Below are 23145 nucleotides of genomic sequence, written 5' to 3'. Positions count from 1 at the left end.
GGATGGGAGAGGGGCAGGAGTGAGGGACCGCCGTTGCTTGTTGAAACGACACGGAGCCGTTGTTCCTGAAAATTGTAACGGCAGGCCCTCATCCGGCCCTCCGGGCCACCTTCTCCCATCCGGGAGAAGGAAGAGGCGTCGGCCCCTGCCAGCCCCTTAATCCCCACCCCCACAAACCCATGCCATAACCCTCCCGTTCCACCCGACCAAGGGGGCTGTCGCGAGGCGTCGTGCGGCCGGGTGGGATGGCGGTGTTCATGGCAGCAAGCCGTTGCGGGCTTAAGGCCATGGAGGCGTCGTTCGTCGGCCGGACCGAACAGGCAGGTCCGGGTCCTCAGCCGGGCTCCCATCGACGACGAACCCTAAGAGAACCGCGCGCGGGGTCGGGCGGCGCCGGACGGCGCTGCCTCGACACATCGACATCGACTTCGACATCGGCACGCGGCAAAGGCTGCGACGCCACCCGGCCCCGCGCATCCCCTCGGGAATACGCAGGAGCAAGACCCGAAACCCTCGCGGCGAGAAGCCGGCGGGGCTTTTGGCGCGCGCCTAACGCCGCCGCCCCCTCGCCCCGCCCGCCGCCGGCGTCTTCGCCCGGTTCTCCGCATCGAGCTTGCGCCAGCGCGCCAGCCGCTCGGGCATGACCGCGCCGCTCGCGACCGCCGACCGCACCGCGCAGCCGGGCTCGTGCTCATGCGTGCAGTCGCGGAAGCGGCAATTCGGCGCAAGCTCGGCGATCTCGGCGAACAAAGTCTCCAGCCCGGAGGCCGCGTCGCTGACATGGAGCGTGCGCATGCCGGGCGTATCGATCACCCAGCCGCCGCCGGCGACGGCGTGGAGGGAGCGCGCGGTCGTGGTGTGGCGGCCCTTGTCGTCGCGGGCGCGGATGTCGCCGGTCTCCTGCGCGTCGTCGGCCGCCCCGGTCAGCGCATTGACCAGGCTCGACTTGCCGACGCCCGACGAGCCGACCAGCGCGACCGTGCGGCCCGGCCCGCACCAGGGCGCGAGCACGGCGGCGGCATCCGGCGCAAGCGGATTGACGATCGCGACCGGCAATCCGCGCTGGAGCCCAGCCGCCTCGTCGTAAAAGCCCTGCGCGTCGTCGACGAGATCGGCCTTGGTCAGCAGGATCACGGGCCGCGCCCCGCTCTCGTTGGCCAGCGCCAGATAGCGCTCCAGCCGGGCGGCGTTGAAATCGCCGTTGCAGGAGGCGACGACGAAGAGCGTGTCGATATTGGCCCCGGCGAGCTGCGGCGCGGCGCTGCCCTCGACACGGCGCGCCAGCACCGTCCTGCGCTCCAGCCTGCGGACCAGCAGGCCGCTGCCGGGCTCGACCAGCACCCAGTCGCCGACGGTGTAGTCGCCGGTCCTGGCATGGACCGGCAGCACCGGCCGGATCGGCCCGGCCGGCGAGATCGCCGAGATCCGGGCGCGATGCACGGTCGCGATCCGCGCCGGGATCAGCCCCGCCTCGTCGGCCTCGCACTGATCGGCGAAGAACGCCGACCAGCCCAGCCCGGCCAGCGACGACGCGATGTCCGCCGTCACGATCCCGTCCCGCCATGCGCTTCCATCGTCATGCCCGATGCTAGAGCGGGCTTTCATCGCAGAGGCAAGCGAAAGCGCTCTGGTTACTGGACGCGCCGTTGCTCCGGCGACGGAGAGGTCGCCATGCCGGGCGACGCGAATCCGGAACCGCCCGCCATGACCGCTCCCCTCGCCATCGGCATCATCGGCGCCGGCATCATGGGCGAGCGCGGCTGAAGCCCGGCCTCGTCGCGGTCGCCGGCATCCGGGACCGGTCCGAGGCCGCCCTCGCACGGGTCACGGCCGCCCTGCCCGCGCCGAGGCGGATCGCCTGCGCATTTGCTGTGGAAGGCGGCGGGCTCCTGCCGCGCCGTGCCGGGCGCGCATGCTAGAACCGCCGGCCTGAACGGCTGAAGCCAGGCGACCTAAAAGCACAGCATGACCAGCGCCATCGATATGGGCCTGACCACGGCCGGCCAGCCGGCCTGGCTCGACCTTGCCGAACTGCTGGCGACGCGGCTTCTGGTCCAGGGCAATTCCGGCTCGGGCAAATCGCATCTGCTGCGCCGCCTGCTGGAGCAGAGCGCGCCGCTGGTGCAGCAGGCGGTGATCGATCCGGAGGGCGATTTCGTCAGCCTCGCCGAGCAGTTCGGCCATGTCGTGGTCGACGCCGAATGCGGCGAGGCCGAACTCCAGCGCGTCGCGCTGCGCGTGCGCCAGCACCGCGTCCCGGTGGTGCTGAATCTCGAGAACCTCGATGCCGAGGATCAGCTGCGCGCCGCCGCCGCCTTCCTCGGCGGGCTCTTCGATGTCGAGCGCGCGCTGTGGTTCCCGATGCTGGTCGTGGTCGACGAGGCGCAGCTTTTCGCCCCCGTGATGGCCGGCGAGGCCTCCGACGAGGCGCGCCGGCTCTCGCTGGGGGCGATGACGAACCTGATGTGCCGGGGCCGCAAGCGCGGGCTCGCCGGCGTGATCGCGACGCAGCGGCTCGCCAAGCTCGCCAAGAACGTCGCGGCCGAGGCCTCGAACTTCCTGATGGGCCGCACCTTTCTCGACATCGACATGGCCCGCGCCGCCGATCTGCTCGGCATGGACAGGAGGCAGGCCGAGATGTTCCGCGACCTCGAGCGCGGCCAGTTCGTCGCGCTCGGCCCTGCCCTGTCGAAGCGCCCGCTGCCGCTCAGGATCGGCCCGGCCTCGTCCGTCGATCGCGGCGGCGCGCCGGGCCTGACGCCGCTGCCCGCGCAGGGCCCGGAAGAGGCCGGCAAGCTGATCTTCACCGCGGGCCCCGACGAGCCCGCGCCCGCCGCCCGCCTCGCCCGCCCTGCCCCGCGTCCGCGCCCGCCGGCGAATGACGCGTTGCGCCGGATCGAAAGCTGGCGGCCGACGCCGGTTCCCGGAGCCGAACCGGAAACGCCGATCGACCCGGCCGAGCGCGAGGCGGCGATGGCCGCGATCCTGTCGGATCTGATGGCCGATCCGGAGACGCGCGCGCGGCAGGTCGCGGTGCTCTATCAGGACTTCACCGTGCGCTGCCGGATGCGCGGACTCGGCTCGGGCAGTCTCGGCCTCGACGAGTTCCGCCGCAGGCTCGCCGCGGCCCGCGCCGGCGCGAGCGACGAGGTCGCCGGCCAGCCGGCCTGGCGGCGGGCGCTGGATGCGGCGGGCGCGCTGCCGGAGGATCTGCAGTCGCTTTTCCTCGCGATCGTGCGGATCGCGATCGAGGGCGGGCCCTGCCCCGGCGACGCCGAACTCGCCGCGATCTATGGCAGCCACAGTCCGAGCCGCGCGCGCCGGCTGCTCGGCTATATCGAGGAGCGCGGCCTGCTCGTCGCCCATGTCGATTTCCGGGGCCAGCGCAGGCTCGCCTTGCCCACGCTCGGACTGGAGACGGGGCCGGGTCTGGCCGTGCCGCGCTTCGCCGGAATGCCGCGCGGGCTCAGGGGCTGACAGCCAAGGGCCACCGGTTCTGGCGGTCTTGAACCCTCGCCGTCATTGCGGGCGTCGCGAAGCGATCCCAAGGATTGCACATGGGTCAGGTCCGGGGCCCGGAAGTGAAGGCTGCGATGCGTCAAACGCCGCTGCTGGCTGGGACGAATGCCGCGCGAGCGCGAGCGGAGACATCGTATTCGCGACCGCAGAAGCCTTGTCCGGCTGCAACGCTGCGTCAACGCAACATGGAAATTTTCTTCATCTTAGACAATCGGCGCTTTCATGCCACATTAGACGCAGATAAATTCGGCGATAGTCGGGGGAGCCATCATGGTCCTCTCGCCGTCTGGGCAGGAAAGGAATTCCTCATGATCAAGGCTCTGACGATCACTGCCGCGCTCGTGGGCGCGACCCTGCTCGCGGCTCCGGCTTCGGCCGCGCCGATGAGCGCGACCTCCGGCGCGGCGCTCGCCCTGGCCGACAGCGCCAAGGATCTCGTCCAGACCGTGCAGTATCGCCATTATGGCGGTTATCGCGGCGGCCCGCGCTACGGTTACCGCGGCGGTCCGCGCTACGGTTATCGCGGCGGTCGCGGCGCGGCCGTCGGCGCCGGCATCGCGGCGGGTGCGATCGGCGCCCTGGCCGCCGGCGCCCTGCTCGCTCCCGGCCCGGTCTATGCTGCGCCCGCGCCGGTCTATGTCGCGCCCGCGCCGGTCTACGCCCCGCGCGCCTATGGCTACGGCCCGTCCGATGTCGACGCCGTCGCCTATTGCTCGCGCCGCTTCCGCAGCTACGACCCCGAGACCGGCACCTATATCGCCGCCGGCGGCGTGGTCCGCGCCTGTCCCTGACAGGATAGCTGACAGCGCCTGACGGGCGACCAGCGCAACCTCGCTGCAGCGATGCAGCGAGGTTTCTCGTGCTTCCATGGCTGCCGGTCATGTGTCCCGGCTTGGCCCGGCGGCGCTGGAGGGATGATTTCGCTCGGAGCCGCCCGCGTCATACCGGGCAAGCCGCGAAGCCGCGCCGATCCGGGATCCGTCATAGGGGATAGGCGGCACTGCAGGATGGATTCCGGGTCAAGCCCGGGATGACGAAGTGTTTCCGTGCGAAATCAACGTTATCTACGATGCCGTTCGCACCGCTCGACCCGGACCATGCCATGATCGCCGCATTGACCCTGCTGCTCGCCTGCCAGCTTACCGGCGAGGCGCTGGCGCGCCTGCTCGCCCTGCCGGTTCCCGGCCCGGTGATCGGCCTGGCGCTGCTTTTCCTCGGCCTGCAGGCCCGCCGGGCCTGGCGTCCCGAAGCCGTCCCGGTCGACGAACTGCCGCTCGGTGCGGTCTGCGGCGTGCTGCTGGCGCATCTGTCCCTGCTCTTCGTCCCGGCGGGAGCCGGCATCGTGCGCCATGCCGGCGCGCTGATCGCCCATGGCCCCGGCCTGATCGCGGCGCTTCTGGTCTCGACGGCGCTGACGCTCGTCGTCACGGCCTTCGTCTTCGTCAGGGTGGCGGCGCTGGTCGGCAGCCGGCCCGAGGCCTGAGCGATGACGCCGCTCGATCTTGCCCGTCTCGATCTTGCCCGCGTCGAGACGCTCTGGGTCTATCTCGCCGCCGACCCCCTGCTCTGGCTCACCGTGACGCTGATCGCCTATGTCGCCGCCGACCGGATCTCGGCCGCGCTCGGGCGGCATCCGCTCGCCAATCCCGTGCTGATCGCGGTCGCCTTCCTCGCCGCGATCCTGCTCGCCACCAAGACGCCGTTCGAGACTTATTTCCAGGGCGCGCAGTTCGTGCATTTCCTGCTCGGCCCGGCGACGGTCGCGCTCGCGGCGCCGCTGCACCGGCACTGGCCGATCTTGCGCAAGGCGGCGCTGCCGATCCTGGCCGCGCTCCTGGCTGGCGCGCTGACGGCGGTGGTCAGCGCGGTCGGGATCGCCGCCCTGTTCGGCGCGCCCTATCCGGTGCTGGCGGCGCTCGCGCCGAAATCGGTCACGGCGGCGATCGCCATGGGCGTGGCGCGCGGCATCGGCGGCGAGCCCTCGCTGACCGCGACGCTGGTGATCGCGACCGGCATTCTCGGCGCGGTGATGGTGACGCCGCTGATGGTGCTGTTCAGGTTCACCGACTGGCGGGCGCGCGGTTTCGCGGCCGGCCTGGCCGCCCACGGCATCGGCACGGCGCGGGCGTTCCAGGTCAATCCGGTGGCCGGCGCCTTCGCGGGCATCGCCATGGGCCTGAACGGGCTTGTCACGGCGGCGCTGGCGCCGCTTATCCTGTCGCTCTTCTGAAGGAGCCCCGCGTTGAAGATCGCCACCTGGAACGTCAACTCCGTCCGCCAGCGGCTCGGCCATCTGCTCGATGTCCTGAAACAGGAGGAGCCCGACGCGCTCTGCCTGCAGGAGATCAAGTGCACCGACGCCGATTTTCCGCGCGCCGAGATCGAGGCGGCCGGGTGGCAGGTCGAGACCCATGGCCAGAAGGGCTTCAACGGCGTCGCGATCCTGTCGCGGTTGAGGCTGGAGGACGTCCGGCGCGGCCTGCCCGGAGACGAAGCCGACGAGCAGGCGCGCTATCTCGAGGGCGTGCTGCCGCTCGGCAAGGGCGTGGTCCGGCTCGCCTCGATCTACCTGCCCAACGGCAACCCGCCGAACACGGAAAAATATCCCTACAAGCTCGGCTGGATGCAGCGGCTGACCAACCATGCGCGGGCGCTGCTCGCCCATGAGGAGCCGCTGGTGCTGGCGGGCGACTACAACGTCATCCCCGAGCCGCGCGACGCCCGCGAGCCGGCCGCCTGGATCAACGACGCACTGTTTCTGCCCCCGACCCGCATGGCCTTTCGCGGCCTGCTCAATCTCGGCCTGACCGAGGCGCTGCGCGCCACGACGGAGGCCGGCGGGCACTACACCTTCTGGGACTATCAGGCCGGCGCCTGGCAGCGCAACAACGGCATCCGCATCGACCACCTCTTGCTGTCGTCGCAGGCCGCGGACCGGCTCGCAGGCGTCCAGATCGTCAAGCATGTCCGCGGCTGGGAAAAGCCGTCCGACCATGTCCCGGTGATGGTGCGGCTGCGGGCGGCGGCTTAATCAGCGCTGCCCCGCTTCACCCCGTCCTTGATGAACACCCGAAACGGCGTCGTCCCGGTCGCATCACTGTCGAGCGAGCGCCATTTGCCGTTGGTGCAGAGTACGCCGCCCTGCGTCTCGACCGCGTCGAAGACGATCGCGTTGCGGTAGACCGTGCCGTTCTGTTCGATCGCGCGGAAATTGGTGGTGCATTTGCCGGCGACGACGACCGGGTCGTAGTCGTGGATCATGATGCCGCCGCCGCCCGTGCTGGGAAACGGATCCTTCAGCGGCGCCCACGCCTCGAAATTCTCCTGCGCCGCGGCGCTGAAGACGGCGAGCGCGGCGAAGGCCGCGATGAAGGAGAAGGATGCCGGGTCGCGCATGGCAGGGGCTCCGGGTGGCTCTGCGTTCGACTACGCGGGAGCCGGCGGCCCGGATGCAGCCTCAGCGCGGCGTGGCGCGTCCCGCGAACTGCTGGCGCTCGACAAGCGCCTGCGCGGCGTAGCGGTCGTTCTCGCTGGCCGCGGCGAACGCCGCGTCGTGGCGCTCCAGGATCCAGCTCTCGCGAATCGGGTCCGCGCCCTCGCGCGCCAGCGAGAGCCACATCAGGCCCGTCACGGCGGAGCGCGGCACGCCGTCGCCGCCGCGGATCAGCATGTCGCCGAAGACGGCGCGCGCGGGCGCATGGCCCTTCTCGGCGGCGAGCTTCATCCAGCGCGCCGCCTGACGCCCGTCCTTCTGCGTGCCCTGCCCGGTCATGTAGAGCCGCGCCAGATTGTACTGTCCGTCCGGATCGCCGAAATAGGAGGCGGCGTAGTGGAACATGTCGAAGGCGCGGTCGGCGTTGGGCTTCACATAGGAGCCCTTGATGCCGTCGCTGAAATAGCCGCCGAGCGCCACGAAGGCCCTGCCGACGATGCGTCCGTCGGCCGTGCCCGGAATGGCGTCGGCGTTCTCGTCCGCGATCTTGGAGAAATACTCGAAGGCCTTGAGATCGTTGGCGGGCACGCCCTCGCCGCTGGCATAGGCGCGGCCGAGCTTGAACTGCGCCGCGAGGTTGCCCTGCGCCGCGACATATTCGAGCGCGCGCACGGCGCCGGCCTGGTCGCCGGCGGTCGAATCGCGCATCCAGGCCTTGATCGCGTCGCGGGCATTGGCGAAGGGCGCCATCGGCAGCGCCATGTGGGCGGCGGGGCCGCTGGGCGCGGGCGCGATCGAACGCGTGCTCAAAGCCGCGCTTCCCCCCCCGGCGCCGAGCCCCGGCTCCGGCAGCGCCACGCCCGGAATCGGCCGCGGCGGCACGGGCGCGGCCCGGCCGGGCGCGACATCCTGCGCCCAGGCGGCGCAGGGGCCGCCAAGGATCAGGAACAGGGCTACGAAGGATGCGTCAGATATCCGCATAGCAATGGGTCTCGGCTGCCCCTCCCGGGTGGGTCACGGCCCCACCTTTCGCGGAACCGACCGTTTGCGCGTATTTCCACAGCGCGCCCGATGCGTAATCGGTCTTGCGCGGTGTCCATTCCTTACGACGCTCTCCAAGTTCGGCATCAGAAAGGCGGACTGCGAGCTTTCCTGTGATCGCGTCGAGCTCGATAATGTCGCCGTCGCGGATCAACGCGATCGGGCCTCCGACCGCGGCTTCAGGCCCGACATGGCCGACGCAGAAGCCGCGCGTCGCGCCGGAAAAGCGCCCGTCCGTGATCAGCGCGACCTTGTCGCCCATGCCCTGGCCGTAGAGCGCGGCGGTGGTCGAGAGCATCTCGCGCATGCCGGGACCGCCCTTGGGGCCCTCGTAACGGATCACCAGCACGTCGCCGACCTCGTAGCGCTTCTGGCTGACGGCCGCGAAGGCGTCCTCCTCGCAATCGAAGCAGCGCGCCGGGCCCGAAAACACGAGCTGCTCGGTGGTCATGCCGGCGACCTTCACGATCGCGCCCTCGGGCGCGAGATTGCCGCGCAGGCCGACGACGCCGCCATTGGGCGAGAGCGGGGCGTTGGCGGCGCGCACCACGTCCTGGTCGCCGTTCCATTTCACGCTAGCCATGTTCTCGGCGATGGTGCGGCCGGTCACGGTCATGCAGTCGCCATGCAGGAAACCGTGGTCGAGCAGCGTCTTCATCAGCAGCGGGATGCCGCCGACCTCGAACATGTCCTTGGCGACGTATTTTCCGCCGGGCTTGAGATCGGCGATGTAGGGCGTCTTCCTGAAGATCTCGGCGACGTCGAACAGGTCGAAGGCGATGCCGCATTCATGCGCGATCGCCGGCAGGTGCAGCGCCGCGTTGGTCGAGCCGCCCGAGGCCGCGACGACCGTCGCCGCGTTCTCGAGCGCCTTGAGCGTTACAATGTCGCGCGGACGGATGTTGCGGGCGATCAGCTCCATCACCATCTCGCCAGCGGTGTAGCAGAAGGTGTCGCGCACGTCGTAGGGCGCCGGCGCGCCGCAGGAATAGGGCAGCGCCAGGCCGATCGCCTCGGCGACCGTCGCCATGGTGTTGGCGGTGAACTGCGCGCCGCAGGACCCCGACGACGGGCAGGCCGCCTCCTCCAGCTCCTTCAGGTCCTCGTCCGACATCGCGCCGACCGAATGCTTGCCGACCGCCTCGAACACGTCCTGGACGGTGACCGGCCGGCCCTTGAAGCGGCCGGGCAGGATCGAACCGCCATAGATGAAGATCGACGGCACGTTGAGGCGCACCATCGCCATCATCATGCCGGGCAGCGACTTGTCGCAGCCGGCGAGGCCGACGAGCGCGTCGTAGCAATGGCCGCGCATGGTCAATTCAACCGAGTCGGCGATGACCTCGCGCGAGGCGAGCGAGGACTTCATGCCCTGGTGGCCCATGGCGATGCCGTCGGTCACGGTGATGGTGCAGAACTCGCGCGGCGTGCCGTTGGCCGAGGCGACGCCCTTCTTGACGGCCTGGGCCTGGCGCATCAGCGCGATGTTGCAGGGCGCGGCCTCGTTCCAGCACGAGGCGACGCCGACGAAGGGCTGCGAAATCTGCCGCGAGGTCATGCCCATCGCGTAGTAGTAGGAGCGATGCGGCGCGCGGGCCGGGCCGACGCTCACATGCCGGCTGGGCAGCGTGGACTTGTCGAAAACGCGCGCATCCATCGTCTTTTCCCCGCTCCGCCCGGCACTCGTCACGCATGGGGGATGTGCCATGAGGGCCGAACCGGGCGCAACGTCACTAGCAAGCCGACAGCAAGCAAGGTTAACCTGCGCCATCCTGCCGCACAGACTTTAATTCTTCTATATCTCAGTCGCTTATCGCGCCTCACTGCTGAGGCCGCTTTGTGGCGGCATCGCGGCAATCGCCTCGCCATGGGGCCGGTGCGCGGCAATGCGCGGAACTGTTGCGACGATGTCACAAAAGCAGGGCGACGCCGGGTCTTACAGCACCATCGGCAGGACGAAGAAGCCGCCGACCACCACGACGAGCAGCGCCAGCGCCGTCATCGGCAGGTGCTTCTCGATGAAGATGCGGATGTCGTCGCCATAGTAGCGCAACGCCACCGCGATCATCATGAAGAAGGTGACCCGCGAGACCACCATGCCGATGGTGAACTTCCAGATGTCGAAATGCAGGAAACCGGACATGATCGTGACGATCTTGAACGGGATCGGGGTCAGCCCCTTGGTGACCAGAACCCAGAACCAGAAATCCTGCGAGGTCGAGATCAGCTGCGCCGCCTTGTCCTGCAGGCCGTAGATGCTGATCAGCCAGATGCCGACCGACTCGTACAGGAAAGCGCCGATCGCATAGCCGAGATAGCCGCCCAGCACCGCTCCGAGCGAGCAGATTCCGGCATAGAACCAGGCACGATCGGGCCTGGCGATGCACATCGGCAGCAGCAGCGGGATCGGCGGCAGCGGACTGAACGAGCTTTCGACGAAGGTCAGCGCGAACAGGAGCCAGGGGGCGCCGGGGTGGGACGCGTAGGATACGCACCAGTCATAGGCTCGCTTGAGCATGGGTCTTGAACAACCGATCCTGGGTTATCGATCTGGATGCGCGCATGGCTGGGCTGCATGGAGTGCATCTAAGCGAATTTGATGGAGAATGCCAGCGATCGGTTACGTCAACGTCAATTTGAAGACGATGGCGTGGCGTCGAGGTGGCGGCCGGCGGTGACCTGGCCGCCTCATGCGGGCTTCATTCCCGGCCGGCCGGATTCGACGACGAAGCTGGCCTTGGTTGCGACCGGCGCGCCGGCCTGCGAGACCTTGTCGAGCAAGCGGTAGTCGGCCTGCCAGCGCTCGCGCCGGACGCTGTGGCGCATATAGCCGCGCTGGTTGTTGAAATAGCCGATATGCGGGTTCTTCTGCAGCCCGACCTTGCCGGCCCGCGTCATCTCGGCGCCGTCGCCGCCGGAGGTGATCGAGGTCGCGACGAACTCGACGCCGAGCGTCTTCGAGCTCAAATCGTCGAAATTGGCCTTCAGCTCGCCGGCCCAGTTCTGGTGGATGTCGCCGGTCAGGACGACCGGGTTCGACAGGCGCGAGCCCTCGATCGCCTCGAACAGGCGCTGGCGCGCCGCGACCGCGCCGTCCCATTTGTCCATGTTGTAGCCGATCGCGGCGGGATCGGGATCGCGGTCGTGGCGCATCACCATGACCTGCTGCGCCAGCACGTTCCAGCGCGCCTTCGAGGCGCGGAAGCCCTCGCCGAGCCAAGCCTCCTGGCGCTCGCCGAGCATGGTGTTCTCGGGCTTCAGAGCGTCGGCGCAGGCGGCGTGAGAGCCGTCGCCGCAGGGTTGGTCGCTGCGATACTGGCGCGTGTCGAGCACGTCGATCTGGGCGAGGTCGCCATAATGGAAGCGGCGATAGGCCTGGATATTCGGCCCCTGCGGCATCGCCGAGCGACGCAGCGGCATGTGCTCGTACCAGGCCTGGAAGCCGGCGGCGCGGCGCAGCGCGAAGATCTCGGGCGGCACGCCCTCCTCTTCCGAGACGAAGCCGGCCCAGTTGTTGTCGATCTCGTGGTCGTCGAAGGAGACGAGCCACGGGGCCGAGGCATGGGCCGCCTGCAGGTCCGGATCGGTCTTGTAGAGCGCGTAGCGCCGGCGATAGTCCGACAGCGCGTAGATCTCGGCCGGCTCGCCGGGCATCACCCTGGCGACGTGCAGGGGCCGCTCCCCGGGACGCACGACGCGATACTCGTAGATGTAGTCGCCATAGTGGTAGATGAAGTCGAAGCGCTCGGCCGCCGCATGCGCGAACGCCGTGAAGAAACCGTCCTCGTAGCGCTGGCAGCCGAGCACGCCGAAATTCACCTGCTCGACCGGCGCGTCCGCCGCCGGGAAGGTGCGGCTGCGGCCGGTGACGCTGCGCTCGTCGCCGCAGGTGAAGCGATAGAAATAGTCCCGGTTCGGCTCCAGCCCCGCGACCTCGACATGGACCGCATGGCCGAGTTCCGGCCGCGCCAGCGCCGTGCCGCGCTGGACGACGCGGCGCATGTTCGACTCCGTCGCGACCGCCCACTCGACCTCGACCGCCTTCATAGGCATGCCGCCGTTATCGGCCAGCGGCAGCGGCGCGAGCTTCGTCCAGATCACGAAGCCGTCGGGCGCGGGATCGCCGGAGGCGACGCCGAGCGAGAACGGATAGGTCGCGAAGACGGGCTTGGCCCAGACGCGCTGGTCGAGCGCGCCGCCGCCGGTCAACAGCAGGCCCGAGGCGACCAGCCCCCGCACCAGCTCGCGCCGCGAGGGCGTGCCGGCCTGCGTGACGAAGTCGTCGATCGGGAAGCGGCCGAAGGCGTTGCGGGCGAACATGGCGAAGGCTCCCTCTGGAAGACTGGAACGCTACCAGACTTTCCGCGACGCCGGCGTGACGATCGGACCGGAAAGTGGAAACCACTTTTCGGAACAATCCGATGCATATCAAGAAGATCGATCGCCATATTGCGTCCGATGGGACGCAAGGCGATCGGGCGCTTAGCCGAGGCGCGCCAGCGCCTCCTCGATCTTGCGCTTGCGGGCTTCCGCGGCCGCCTTGCGCTCGCGGTTCTCCTCGACGACCTCTTCGGGCGCGCGCGCCATGAAATCGGGATTGCCGAGCTTCCTGTCGACGACCGCGATGTCCTGGTCGAGCTTGACCAGTTCCTTCTCAAGCCGCGACCGCTCGACATCGAGGTCGATGATGCCGGCCAGCGGCAGCGCCGCGACCTCGCCGCGCACGATGATCTGGGCCGACTGCGCCGGCGCGGTCTCGCTGAAGGCGATCCCGGAGACCCGCGCCAGCCGCTCGATCATCGGGGCCCAGGCCTCGATCGCGGCCCGCGTCGCGGGCTGAGCATTGACCAGCACCAGCGATGATTGCGTCCCGGCGGGAAGGTTGATCTCGGAGCGGACCGAACGGATCTCGGAGACCAGGTCGACGACGAAGCCGATCTCGGCCTCCGCTTGCGCGTCGCGCAAGGCGGCGAGCTCCGGCCAATGCGTCAGGCAGACCAGCGCGTCGTCGCCCGAAGCCAGCTTGCGCGGCGCGCCCTCGCCCGCCTTCTGCGCCCAGAGTTCTTCCGTCAGGAACGGCATGAAGGGATGCAGCAGCTGGCAGATCAGGTCGAGACAAAAGGCGATCGTCGCCTGCGTCTCGGCTTTCACGGCCGGATCGACGCTCTCGCCCTGCAGCACAGGCTTGGCGAGTTCGAGATACCAGTCGCAGAACTGGCCCCAGACGAAGCGATAGGCCGCGCCCGCCGCCTCGTTGAACCTGAAGCTCGGGATGCCGGCGGCGATCTCGTCGGCGGCGCTCGCCGCCTCGCTCAGGATCCAGCGATTGAGCGGCTGCATAACGGCCGACGGATCGAAATCCGCGACGCGGGCGCAGCCGTTCAGCTCGGCGAAGCGCGCCGCGTTCCAGATCTTGGTCGCGAAGTTGCGATAGCCCTCGACGCGGTTGGTCGCGAGCTTGATGTCGCGCCCCTGCGCGGCCATGGACATCAGCGTGAAGCGCAACGCGTCCGCCCCGTACTGGTCGATCAGGACCAGCGGGTCGATGACGTTGCCCTTCGACTTCGACATCTTCGCGCCCTTCTCGTCGCGAACGATGGCGTGGATGTAGACGTCCCTGAACGGCGCCTCGTCCATGAAGTTGAGGCCCATCATCATCATCCGGGCGACCCAGAAGAAGATGATGTCGAACGCCGTGACCAGCGTCGCGGTCGGGTAGTAGCGCTTCAGCTCCGCCGTCTCCTCCGGCCAGCCCAGCGTCGAGAACGGCCACAGCGCCGACGAGAACCAGGTGTCGAGCACGTCCTCGTCGCGGGTGAGCTGGACCGGCCCGCCATAGTGGCCCATCGCCAGCGCCTGCGCGGCGGCTTCCGATTCGGCGACGAAGACCTCGCCGTCGGGCCCGTACCAGGCCGGGATCTGATGGCCCCACCAGAGCTGGCGCGAGACGCACCACGGCTCGATGTTCTCCAGCCAGTCGAAATAGACCTTGTTCCAGCTCCCGGGCGTGATCGTCGTGCGGCCGTCCCTGACCGCCGCCAAGGCGCGCTCGGCCAGCGGCTTGACGTCGACATACCACTGGTCGGTCAGCCAGGGCTCGATCACGACATCCGAGCGGTCGCCATGCGGGACGGTGTTGGTGTTCGGCTCGATCCTGGCGAGGAAGCCGCGCTCGGCCATCAGCGCGACGACGCGCTTGCGCGCCGCGAAACGGTCCTGCCCGTGCAGCGCCATCGTCTCCGCGTCCGGCGAGGCGCCCTCGAGAAAGTCGGCATTGTCCTGAATCAGGATGCGAGCCTCGCCGTCCAGCATGTTGACGATGCGCAGCTTCTGGCGCTTGCCGACATCGAAGTCGTTGAAGTCGTGCGCCGGCGTGATCTTGACCGCGCCGGTGCCCTTCTCGGGATCGGCATAGTCGTCGCCGACCAGCGGGATGACGCGCCCGACCAGCGGCAGCACCGCATTGCGGCCGATCAGGTGCCCCAGCTTTTCGTTCTCCGGATGGATCGCGACGCCGGTGTCGCCCAGCATCGTCTCCGGCCGCGTCGTCGCGACCTGGACATAGGTGGACGGATCGTCGGCGTCGTAGGTCGCGCCTTCGAGCGGATAGTTGAAATAATACAGATGCCCGCCGGGATCGCGGTTCAGCACCTTTTCCAGTTTCGCGGCGTCGAACGCCTCCTCCCCGCCGCGCTTCCATTTGAACGAACCGGTCTTCTCGACCTGCACGACCTCGAGGTCGGAGATCGCGGTCTGGAACTTCGGGTCCCAGTTGACCAGCCTTTTGGCGCGGTAGATCAGGCCCTGCTTGTGCAGGGCGACGAACACCTTGAGGACGGCGGCCGAGAGCCCCTCGTCCATGGTGAAGCGCTCGCGCGACCAGTCGCAGGACGCGCCGAGCCGCTTGAGCTGGTTGACGATCGTCCCGCCGGATTCCTCCTTCCAGGCCCAGACCTCCCTGAGGAAGTCCTCGCGGCTCATGTCGCGGCGCGAGACGTTGCGCTCGGCGGCGAGCTTGCGCTCGACCACCATCTGCGTCGCGATGCCGGCATGGTCGGTGCCGGGCTGCCAGAGCACGTCCTTGCCGCGCATGCGCTCTAAGCGGCAGAGCGCGTCCTGCAGCGTGTTGTTGAGCGCATGGCCCATATGCAGCGAGCCGGTGACGTTCGGCGGCGGGATGACGATGCAATAGGGCTCGGCGCCGGGGGCCGCGCCGCGACCGGCCTTGAAGGCCTCCGCCTTCTCCCAGGCTGCGCTGACGCGCGCCTCGACGGCCACGGGCTCGAATGTCTTGTCCATCATCGCTTCGCTCGAACGAAAAAGCGGCCGGGGGAGCACCCCGGCCGCGAAAAATCAGAGGCCGAAAAGGTCGGGAGACCTAAGAGCCCATGCGGGGCCCACCCGTCAACGGCTACCTGCCGGGCGCCCGATATGGCGATGCCGGCTCAGTCCGCCAGATTGGACTGGAGAAACCAGAGCGACTTGTCGAGCGTCTGCGAATAGGCGGTCAGCATGTCGGCTGTACCTGCGTCGCCCGCCTCGTCGGCGGCGTCGATCGCCTCGCGCACCAGATTGGCGGCGGCGGCATAGCGCTCGATCAGGGCGTTGAGGTGCTCCCGGATCGCGATGGTCTCGGCCGGGTAGGCTTTCAGGCTCGTCGCCTTCGCCGTGGTCTGCGTCGTGCCGAGCGCGACGCCGCCGAGCTGGACGATCCGCTCCGCGACCTCGTCGACATGCTTGTCGAGCTCGCCGCGGAAACCGTCGAGCATCAGATGGATGCCGATGAAGCCCGGCCCCTTGACGTTCCAGTGCGCCTGCTTGGTCAGCAGCGCGAGGTCGATGCCGTCGGCGAGCCTCGCATTGAGCAGGCCGGCGATCTCGGCCTTGGCGTTCGAGGTCAGGTCGACCTTGCTGGAGCGGACGATCTTGCTGGAGGCGGCCGATTTCGCGGCGGTCTTGGGCGCTGGCGTCTTCATGATCTCACCTTCGGGCGTGGCGGTTGCGAGGCGGCGCGGCGCGGCCGTCCTAACCGCCAACTACGCATGAGGCCGGCGCGCGTTCCCCTCGGCGCGTTTCTGGGCGTAAGGCGGAACCAGCGCGTCCTCCGCTGGTTGAGCCTGCAACCCGAGAGGAGCCGCCATGACCCACAACACCGACCAAGACCGCGCCTGGGAGATGATCGAGCAGATCGGCATGTGCATGCTGGTGACCCATGACGGGTCCGGCGACCAGCTTCGCGCCCGCCCGATGGACGCCCATGCCGCCCGCGAGGAGGACGCGATCTATTTCCTCACCGACATCCGCAGCCACAAGGACGACGAGGTCGAGATCAACGACAATGTCTGCCTGACCTTCGCCGACAATGGCGGCTGGCGTTTCGTCTCCGTGACCGGCACCGCCAACGTGCTCGACGACCGCCGCAAGGTCCACGAGCTCTGGACGCCCGACAACAAGGCGTTCTGGGACGGCAAGGACGATCCCAACATCCGCGTGCTGAAGGTGAGGCCGTCGCAGGCCGAGTTCTGGGACAGCCCCGGCAAGATCGTTTCCACCGTCAAGATGGCGACCGCCGCCATCACCGGATCGAAGCCTTCGCTGGGCGAGAACCGCAAGGTCCTGCTCTGAGCGCCGCCGATCGACCCAACGTCAAGGACAGGACAATCCCATGAATATTCTCGTTCACGCGCTCGGAGCCTGGTTCGCGACCGAAGCCGCGTCGGGCCGCTATCCGCGCCCCGTCGCGGTCGGCATCGCCATGCTGGTCTCGCGGCTGGGCGCGCCGACTGCGGTGCTGACGCTCGCCGGCCTCGCCTACAAGAAGCTGCGCGATGAGGGCGCTTTCGAGCGGCTCCAGACAGCACCCGCCCGGCGGCGCACGACGCGGCGCTGATCACGCGGGCGCGTTCAGGGGTCAGGCGCCGCTTGGAGTGAGGGCAGGCTCGCTTCGGCGGGCCTGTCTGGCTTGCGCCAGCCTTGCGTCAGTGACGCCCGCCGCGGGCGACGCGCTCGATCTCGGCCCGGACCAGCCGCTCGACCATGGTCGGCAGGTTGTCGTCGAGCCAAGTCTTGAGCATCGGCTTCAGCATGTCCTTGACCAGATCCTCGAGCGTGCGGGCATTGTTGCTCAGCACCGTATGGGCGAGCTGGCCGAACGCGTTGTTGACGGCCGAACTGGTCTGGTCGGATAGAAGCTGCGCCATGTCGAATGGCGTGGCCGCCGCAGGAGCGGGCTCGGGCGGCGCGGCGAAGGCCGGCATCTGCGGCGGCACGAAGGCCTGCGGCGGCGGCGCGACGGGCTGCGGCGCGGGTTCGGGCTCGGCGTGATCGAGGAAATCGATGTCGCCGGCCGCCTCATCGGCAGGCGGCGCGGGTTCCGGCTCGACCGGCGCGGCGGCAACGGCCGGCGCCGGCGCCGCGATCAGATCGGCCTCGGTCCCGAGATCGAGCACATCCTCGTCGAGATCGACCGGCGCGGCGGCGGGCGCAGCCTCGACAGCGACCGGCGCAGCCTCGGAGGCCGGCTCCTCGGCCGGCTTGACCTCGTCATCCGCGATGATCCGCCGGATCGAGGCGAGAATCTCCTCCATCGACGGTTCGGCGGGCTTCGCTTGCGCGTTCATTTGGGGTCCGCAGCACTAGAGGCGACAGAATCAACGCCGCTAAGTCCTGAGTATTTCACGCGGACTCGGTCAGGCAAGGCGGCTTTCGGGCCGCCCACAGGAGAAATCCGTGCTGTTGCCCGAAAACCGCCCTTGCCCAGGGGCCGCGGCGTGCCTGGCTCAGCGCCCGTCCGGGGTCTGCGTGCCCCAGAGCAGGGTCTTGACCTGGTCGTAATGGCGACGCGCATCGTAGGGTTCGGTCTTGAGCTTAAGCGTGTCGGCCGAGAGCCGGCCGACCGAGGAGAGCACCGAATAGGAGGCGACGACCCGGTCGCGCTGCGCCGTCACCAGCGTCGAGCGGGCGCTGACCAGCTCCTGCTGGGCGTTCAGCACGTCGAGCGTGGTGCGCTGGCCGACCTTGGCCTCCTCGCGCACGCCCGCAAGCGCCGTCTCGGCCGCCTGGACCTGGGCTTGGGCCGCCACGATCTGCGCCTTGGCGGCCTCGAGCCCGCCCCAGGCCGAGACCACCGCAGCGCGCACCGTGTCGCGCTGCGTATCGACCTCGATCCGGCGCTGCCCGGCCGTCTCCTTGGCCTGACGCGTGCGCGAATAGACTTGGCCGCCCTCGTAGATCGGGATCGTCAGCGTGCCGACGACGCTGGCCGAGGCGCGGTTGTCGCCGAAGGCGGTCGAATCATAGCGCTGCTGCACCGTGCCGCGCACGCCCAGCACCGGGTAGAGATCGGCCTCGGTGACCTTGACCTGCAGCTCGGCGGCATCGACCCCGTGCAGCGAGGCGATGATCGCCGGATGTCCGGACAGGGCCGTCTCCAGCGCGGTCGGCAGGGATTTCGGCAGGAGGTTCTCGACCGGTCGGCCGGGGGCCAGCGCGCGGGGCTCGATGCCGACATTCTGGCGGTAGCGCGCGATCGAGGTCTTCAGATTCGATTCGGCCAGGATCGCCTGCGACTGCGACTGCGACAGCCGCGCCTCGGCCTGGGCGACGTCGGTGCGCGTGACCTCGCCGACCTGGAAGCGGTCGCGCGTCTGGCGCAGCTGCTCTTCCAGAACCTCGACGTTGTTGCGGTTGAGATTGAGGATCGCGGTGTCGCGCAGCACGTTCATATAGGACGTCGCGGCGTCGAGCAGGACGTTCTGCTCGGTGTTGCGCAGCGTGGCGCGCGCGCCGAGCACCTGCGATTCGGCCTGGCTGACGGAATTGCGCGTTTTGCCGCCGTCGAAGATGTTCTGGTCGATGGTGACGCCCGCGCCGCGCGGCGCGAGACGCGCGATCTGGGTCGAATGCACGCCGCGCTGGGTGGCGCTTGCCGGCGTATCGGCCTCGATGAGGCTGGCGCCGATATCGGCAGAGGCGTTGATCCTGGGGCGATAGCCGGAGAGCGCCTGCGGCACGTTCTCGTTGGTGACGCGCACCGCGGCGCGCTGGGCGTTCAGCGTCGGATTGCCGGCATAGGCGCGCCCGAGCGCCGCCTCCATCGTCTGGGCCGACGCCGTGGTCGCGCCGGCATTCCAGACCCCGATCGCCGCCAGTGCGGCGAGCCCGAATCCGGCCGTCTTGCCATCGAAGAAATGTCGTTTCACTGGACGCCTCATGTGCGGACTCATGTCACGCCCAGGCATCGCCCCAGCCTCGGCATACGATAACGGCACGATACATAGCCCTCCCGCGCCGCCGCGCCAACGCCGCGTTAACACCCGTTCAGGTTTCGGTGCCGCAGTGCCACAAAAATGCGACACCCGCGCTCAGAAGACGAAGGCGGGAGGTCGGCGGAACTCGGCCAAGGCCGGCGCCGCCGCATCGAAAACGGGCCGTCCGGACACGGTCTGCCCCGATTTTCGGTAAAGCCTGACGCGGGCGGCGCGGCCCAGTCCCTCGACCGCGATAAGCCGCCCCTCGCTCGCCAGCAGGGAAAACAGATCCTCCGGCGGCTCCTCGCAGGCGCCGCTGACCAGGATCGCGTCGAACGATTCGGGGGCCGGGCGCTCTCCCGTCGCCGCCGCGCCGCTGTCGGCGAGCGCGCCGGCGCCCAGCGCGAGAGCCGCGGCATCGGGCTCCCAGAGCGTCGCCGCCGCGCCCATCGCGGCCATCAGCGCCGCGCCGTATCCGGAGCCGCCGCCGAATTCGAGCGCGCGCTCGCCCGGCTGCAGATCCAGGGCCTGGATCATCCGAGCGATCACCATCGGCGCCATCAGCGCCCGGCCGGTGCCCGGCAGCGGCACGGACTGGTCGAGATAGGCCAGATGCGACAGCGCCGCGGGCAGGAAGGCCTCGCGCGCAACCTGGTCGGCGGCGGCGAGCATGGCCCGGTCGGTGACGTCGTAGGTCCGCAACTGGCAATCCACCATCATGCGGCGCAATTCGGCGAAGCTGTCCATCTCGAGAATTCCCGTCGCTGCGGCGATGGCGAACTATCGCAAACCCGGAAACGCCGCCGCCATCACGTCCTGCTTCATGTTCGACGGTAGCCGAAAAGGCAAGGTCGGAGGCTTTGCGCGGCGCGAGGATTTCAAGACGATCGCAGGTTCGGAAATTTGGAGGCCTCGCCCGGAATCGAACCGGGGTGCAAGGATTTGCAGTCCTCTGCGTAACCACTCCGCCACGAGGCCGTCCCGAACGCCGCGCCGGCGGAGCGCTGCGTCGTCGAGACCGGCGTCTAACCACATGCCGGCCGCGCCCGCAAGCCACCGGGCATCGTCATGCCCCGGTTCGGGCGTCCTCGCCCGCGCCGTTCGGGCGATGGCCGATCCCGGCGCGCGGCGTCGCGCCGGCACGATGGCGTTGAGCAGGCGCCAAACCCGATTTCGTCCGACGGGTATCGCTTCGCAAACGACCGCATCAAGCGAACGCGGGCGCCAATGAAAAGAGCCGCCCTTTTCAGGAATTTCGGAAACGAAATGCTAAGCGGGGGTTAACCGGATTCGACCCCGCGCGCGCAGATTATCTCGCAAGTGCGAAATCAGCCCAGGCGTTGGGCGGATCGCCGTCCCAGGCGGACGCCAGCGGCCGAGTGCCTAAATCATGTGCATATTTTCAAGCTTTTTCACTTGACGTTAACCGCTCAGAGCAAGGCTAGCGGCAAATGTTAACAGAATCATATAATCGCATGCATAAAATGCATGACGGAATTGAACGCGCGCCTCTGTGAGGGGCAGGCCGGTTCACTTATATGCAGTGCACAACGAATTCATCGCTGTGGGCGCCGACCCGAGCCGGAATAACCAAGGGACCACCTCCATGTTCGTCACCATGATCGCCGCCAAGATCCGCTCCTACCTGCGCTATCGCGAGACCGTCCGCGAGCTCTCCCGTCTGACCGACCGCGAGCTCGACGATCTCGGCTTGTCGCGCTCGGAGATCCCCTTCGTCGCGCGGACCCACGCCGCCGTCTGAGCGTATCCGCTCCAACGGTAGTTCTCCCGGGTTTTCGCGCCCTCCCCTCGAAAGCCCGGTTCTGAGAGCGAATGCCCGCCGCAAGGCGGGCATTTTGCGTTTCAGGGCGCCTGCGCGACGCGCGCTCCCTTGACCTGCGCGCCTGCCGCGGACACATGCCACGGATGACGCAAAACCCCGTTCACATCGTCGGCGGCGGTCTCGCCGGCTCCGAGGCCGCCTGGCAGATCGCGGAGGCCGGCGTTCCCGTCGTCCTGCACGAGATGCGCCCCGTGCGCGGCACCGACGCGCACAAGACCGGCGGCCTCGCCGAACTCGTCTGCTCGAACTCGTTCCGCTCCGACGATTCGCTCGGCAACGCCGTCGGCCAGCTGCATTGGGAGATGCGCCGGCTCGGCTCGCTGATCATGGCCGAGGGCGACGCCCATCAGGTGCCGGCCGGCGGCGCGCTCGCGGTCGATCGCGACGGGTTCTCGCGAGGCGTGACGCAGGCGCTCGAGGCCCATCCGCTGGTGACGATCGACCGGGGCGAGATCGCGGGCCTGCCGCCGGCGGAATGGGACAACGTCATCGTCGCGACCGGCCCCCTCACCTCGCCCGCGCTCGCCGAGGGCCTGAAGGCGCTGACCGGCGAGAGCGAACTCGCCTTCTTCGACGCGATCGCGCCGATCGTCCATTTCGACTCGGTCGACATGGGCAAGGCCTGGTTCCAGTCGCGCTACGACAAGGCGGGCCCCGGCGGCACCGGCGCCGACTACATCAACTGCCCGCTCGACCGCGACCAGTACGAGGCCTTCGTCGACGCGCTGCTCGCCGCCGAGACGACCGAGTTCAAGGAATGGGAGGGCACGCCCTATTTCGACGGCTGCCTGCCGATCGAGGTGATGGCTGAGCGCGGCCGCGAGACGCTGCGCTGGGGGCCGATGAAGCCGGTCGGGCTGACCAACAGGCACAACCCCACCGTCAAGGCCCATGCGGTGGTCCAGCTCCGGCAGGACAACGCGCTCGGCACGCTGTTCAACATGACCGGCTTCCAGACCAAGCTGAAATACGGCGCTCAAGGAGCGATCTTCCGGATGATCCCCGGTCTCGAGCAGGCCGAGTTCGCCCGCCTCGGCGGCATCCACCGCAACACCTATCTGAACTCGCCGAAGCTGCTGGACGGGCGCCTGCGGCTCAAGGCCGATCCGCGCCTGCGCTTCGCCGGCCAGATCACCGGCTGCGAAGGCTATGTCGAAAGCGCCGCGATCGGGCTTCTGGCGGGGCGCATGGCGGCGGCGGAACGGCTCGGCCGGCCGCTCGCGCCGCCGCCCGCGACCACGGCGCTGGGCGCGCTCGTCAACCACATCACCGGCGGGCACATCCTCACGATCGACGAGGGTCCGCGCTCCTTCCAGCCGATGAACATCAACTTCGGCCTGTTCCCGCATATCGAGGGCCAGGCGACGCATGGCCCCGACGGCAAGAAGCTGAAGGGCCCGGCCAGGAGCGTCGCGCGCAAGCATGCCCTGACGGCGCGCGCCAAGGCGGAGATGGCGGCCTGGGCCGGCGGCGGCGCGCAGGCGGCCGGGTAGCGGGCGCGGGCCGGGACGCGATCGCCGGAGAGGCGGCTTTGTCCCGCCGCCGGCATGTGAAAGGGGTTGCGCCCGCCAGGTGGCGTGGGTATACGCGGCCACGATCCCGGATAGCTCAGCGGTAGAGCAATCGACTGTTAATCGATTGGTCGCAGGTTCGAATCCTGCTCCGGGAGCCAGCGTCTTTCAAAGAGCCCGGATGCAGCCGCGTCCGGGCTTTTTTGCCGTGTCGGTCATGCGGCTGGCCGGCTCGCGGCGCGAATGTTCGCAGCGATCATCAAGCTCAGATGCAATGACGATTGCATCATGTCCCGATCGAACGCCCGGCTCCGGCTCGATCAGGCAGCCGATTCGCATGCTTCGTCTTGTCATGAGACGGCCAGGGCAGCGCAGTTCGGCTTGGCGACAGGCCGGATTCAATAGAAAAATCTCGGAAAACATGGCTCGACGTTGAAATGGCAAGGTTTGAGCTTGCGGCGAGCACAAGCCACGCTGTAATCTCTAGAACTGAACGGGAGATAACTCGCCGAGCTTTGGCGATGCAGGGTCTGCCCGCTGGTCGTCGTC

General features: G+C 68.7%; 21 protein-coding genes and 2 tRNA genes. 10 read left to right on the top strand and 13 right to left on the bottom strand.

Annotated features, from left to right (window positions below; genetic code table 11):
• Nucleotides 1-549 precede the first annotated feature (549 nt).
• On the bottom strand, nt 550-1548 hold the full coding sequence (gene rsgA, locus AC1RRW_RS20490) for a ribosome small subunit-dependent GTPase A (protein WP_492903311.1): 999 nt from the start codon (nt 1546-1548) through the stop codon (nt 550-552).
• A gap of 417 nt (nt 1549-1965) precedes the next feature.
• Here rsgA and AC1RRW_RS20485 point away from each other — a divergent pair, with 417 nt between their 5' ends.
• The 5 genes from AC1RRW_RS20485 (at nt 1966) to xth (ending at nt 6550) form a co-directional block, all read left to right on the top strand.
• Nucleotides 1966-3477 carry a helicase HerA domain-containing protein gene (locus tag AC1RRW_RS20485; protein ID WP_492903310.1) on the top strand — a complete coding sequence of 504 codons (1512 nt, stop codon included), beginning with the start codon at nt 1966-1968 and terminating at the stop codon, nt 3475-3477.
• Between the two features lie 350 nt (nt 3478-3827).
• A complete protein-coding gene (locus tag AC1RRW_RS20480) occupies nt 3828-4310 on the top strand; it encodes a BA14K family protein (protein WP_492903308.1) in 483 nt (160 codons plus the stop codon).
• A 278-nt stretch (nt 4311-4588) separates the two neighbouring features.
• Nucleotides 4589-5002 carry a CidA/LrgA family protein gene (locus AC1RRW_RS20475; RefSeq protein ID WP_492903306.1) on the top strand — a complete coding sequence of 138 codons (414 nt, stop codon included), beginning with the start codon at nt 4589-4591 and terminating at the stop codon, nt 5000-5002.
• 3 nt (nt 5003-5005) lie between these two features.
• Entirely contained in the window at nt 5006-5749 is a 744-nt protein-coding gene (locus tag AC1RRW_RS20470; protein WP_492903304.1) for an LrgB family protein, read from the top strand.
• Nucleotides 5750-5761: 12 nt separating this feature from the next.
• The gene (xth, locus tag AC1RRW_RS20465) at nt 5762-6550 is read left to right on the top strand and encodes an exodeoxyribonuclease III (protein ID WP_492903302.1); all 789 of its coding nucleotides are present in this window, start codon (nt 5762-5764) and stop codon (nt 6548-6550) included.
• Here xth and AC1RRW_RS20460 read toward each other — a convergent pair.
• From AC1RRW_RS20460 to dps, 7 genes are all read right to left on the bottom strand, one after another.
• On the bottom strand, nt 6547-6915 hold the full coding sequence (locus tag AC1RRW_RS20460; protein ID WP_492903300.1) for a hypothetical protein: 369 nt from the start codon (nt 6913-6915) through the stop codon (nt 6547-6549). The genes xth and AC1RRW_RS20460 overlap by 4 nt on opposite strands.
• A gap of 61 nt (nt 6916-6976) precedes the next feature.
• Nucleotides 6977-7933: a tetratricopeptide repeat protein gene (locus tag AC1RRW_RS20455; protein ID WP_492903299.1), complete on the bottom strand. Its 957-nt coding sequence runs from the start codon at nt 7931-7933 to the stop codon at nt 6977-6979.
• Nucleotides 7920-9650: a dihydroxy-acid dehydratase gene (ilvD, locus tag AC1RRW_RS20450; RefSeq protein WP_492903297.1), complete on the bottom strand. Its 1731-nt coding sequence runs from the start codon at nt 9648-9650 to the stop codon at nt 7920-7922. The genes AC1RRW_RS20455 and ilvD overlap by 14 nt, the downstream gene beginning before the upstream one ends.
• A 279-nt stretch (nt 9651-9929) precedes the next feature.
• Nucleotides 9930-10511, bottom strand: coding sequence for a YqaA family protein (locus tag AC1RRW_RS20445; RefSeq protein WP_492903295.1), 582 nt, complete (start codon nt 10509-10511; stop codon nt 9930-9932).
• Between the two features lie 170 nt (nt 10512-10681).
• Nucleotides 10682-12313: an alkaline phosphatase D family protein gene (locus AC1RRW_RS20440; protein WP_492903293.1), complete on the bottom strand. Its 1632-nt coding sequence runs from the start codon at nt 12311-12313 to the stop codon at nt 10682-10684.
• Nucleotides 12314-12475: 162 nt separating this feature from the next.
• Nucleotides 12476-15295: a valine--tRNA ligase gene (locus AC1RRW_RS20435; RefSeq protein WP_492903291.1), complete on the bottom strand. Its 2820-nt coding sequence runs from the start codon at nt 15293-15295 to the stop codon at nt 12476-12478.
• A gap of 143 nt (nt 15296-15438) precedes the next feature.
• Nucleotides 15439-15969 carry a DNA starvation/stationary phase protection protein Dps gene (dps, locus tag AC1RRW_RS20430; RefSeq protein WP_492903290.1) on the bottom strand — a complete coding sequence of 177 codons (531 nt, stop codon included), beginning with the start codon at nt 15967-15969 and terminating at the stop codon, nt 15439-15441.
• Between the two features lie 163 nt (nt 15970-16132).
• Here dps and AC1RRW_RS20425 point away from each other — a divergent pair, with 163 nt between their 5' ends.
• Together AC1RRW_RS20425 and AC1RRW_RS20420 are read left to right on the top strand one after the other, a co-directional pair.
• Nucleotides 16133-16618, top strand: coding sequence for a pyridoxamine 5'-phosphate oxidase family protein (locus tag AC1RRW_RS20425; protein ID WP_492903288.1), 486 nt, complete (start codon nt 16133-16135; stop codon nt 16616-16618).
• A 40-nt stretch (nt 16619-16658) separates the two neighbouring features.
• Entirely contained in the window at nt 16659-16883 is a 225-nt protein-coding gene (locus tag AC1RRW_RS20420; RefSeq protein WP_492903286.1) for a hypothetical protein, read from the top strand.
• Nucleotides 16884-16971: 88 nt separating this feature from the next.
• Here AC1RRW_RS20420 and AC1RRW_RS20415 read toward each other — a convergent pair whose 3' ends face one another.
• The 4 genes from AC1RRW_RS20415 to AC1RRW_RS20400 form a co-directional block, all read right to left on the bottom strand.
• On the bottom strand, nt 16972-17580 hold the full coding sequence (locus AC1RRW_RS20415; protein WP_492903375.1) for a PopZ family protein: 609 nt from the start codon (nt 17578-17580) through the stop codon (nt 16972-16974).
• Between the two features lie 192 nt (nt 17581-17772).
• On the bottom strand, nt 17773-19194 hold the full coding sequence (locus AC1RRW_RS20410; protein WP_492903285.1) for a TolC family outer membrane protein: 1422 nt from the start codon (nt 19192-19194) through the stop codon (nt 17773-17775).
• Between the two features lie 162 nt (nt 19195-19356).
• A complete protein-coding gene (locus tag AC1RRW_RS20405; protein WP_492903283.1) occupies nt 19357-19989 on the bottom strand; it encodes a protein-L-isoaspartate O-methyltransferase family protein in 633 nt (210 codons plus the stop codon).
• Between the two features lie 157 nt (nt 19990-20146).
• A tRNA-Cys gene (locus AC1RRW_RS20400) sits at nt 20147-20220 on the bottom strand.
• A 628-nt stretch (nt 20221-20848) separates the two neighbouring features.
• Between AC1RRW_RS20400 and AC1RRW_RS20395 the strand changes: the two genes are divergently transcribed.
• The 3 genes from AC1RRW_RS20395 to AC1RRW_RS20385 all read left to right on the top strand — a co-directional run bounded on the left by AC1RRW_RS20395 (nt 20849) and on the right by AC1RRW_RS20385 (nt 22757).
• On the top strand, nt 20849-21004 hold the full coding sequence (locus AC1RRW_RS20395; RefSeq protein WP_156448891.1) for a DUF1127 domain-containing protein: 156 nt from the start codon (nt 20849-20851) through the stop codon (nt 21002-21004).
• Nucleotides 21005-21168: 164 nt separating this feature from the next.
• Entirely contained in the window at nt 21169-22578 is a 1410-nt protein-coding gene (gene trmFO, locus AC1RRW_RS20390; RefSeq protein WP_492903281.1) for a methylenetetrahydrofolate--tRNA-(uracil(54)-C(5))-methyltransferase (FADH(2)-oxidizing) TrmFO, read from the top strand.
• 104 nt (nt 22579-22682) lie between these two features.
• Nucleotides 22683-22757 (top strand) — tRNA-Asn (locus tag AC1RRW_RS20385).
• A 7-nt stretch (nt 22758-22764) separates the two neighbouring features.
• Here AC1RRW_RS20385 and AC1RRW_RS20380 read toward each other — a convergent pair.
• A complete protein-coding gene (locus AC1RRW_RS20380) occupies nt 22765-23019 on the bottom strand; it encodes a hypothetical protein (protein ID WP_492903279.1) in 255 nt (84 codons plus the stop codon).
• Nucleotides 23020-23145 lie beyond the last annotated feature (126 nt).

The sequence above is a fragment of the Allobosea sp. GW821-FHT12C12 genome, assembly GCF_058807355.1.
This window is presented reverse-complemented; position numbering and strand designations above follow the sequence as displayed.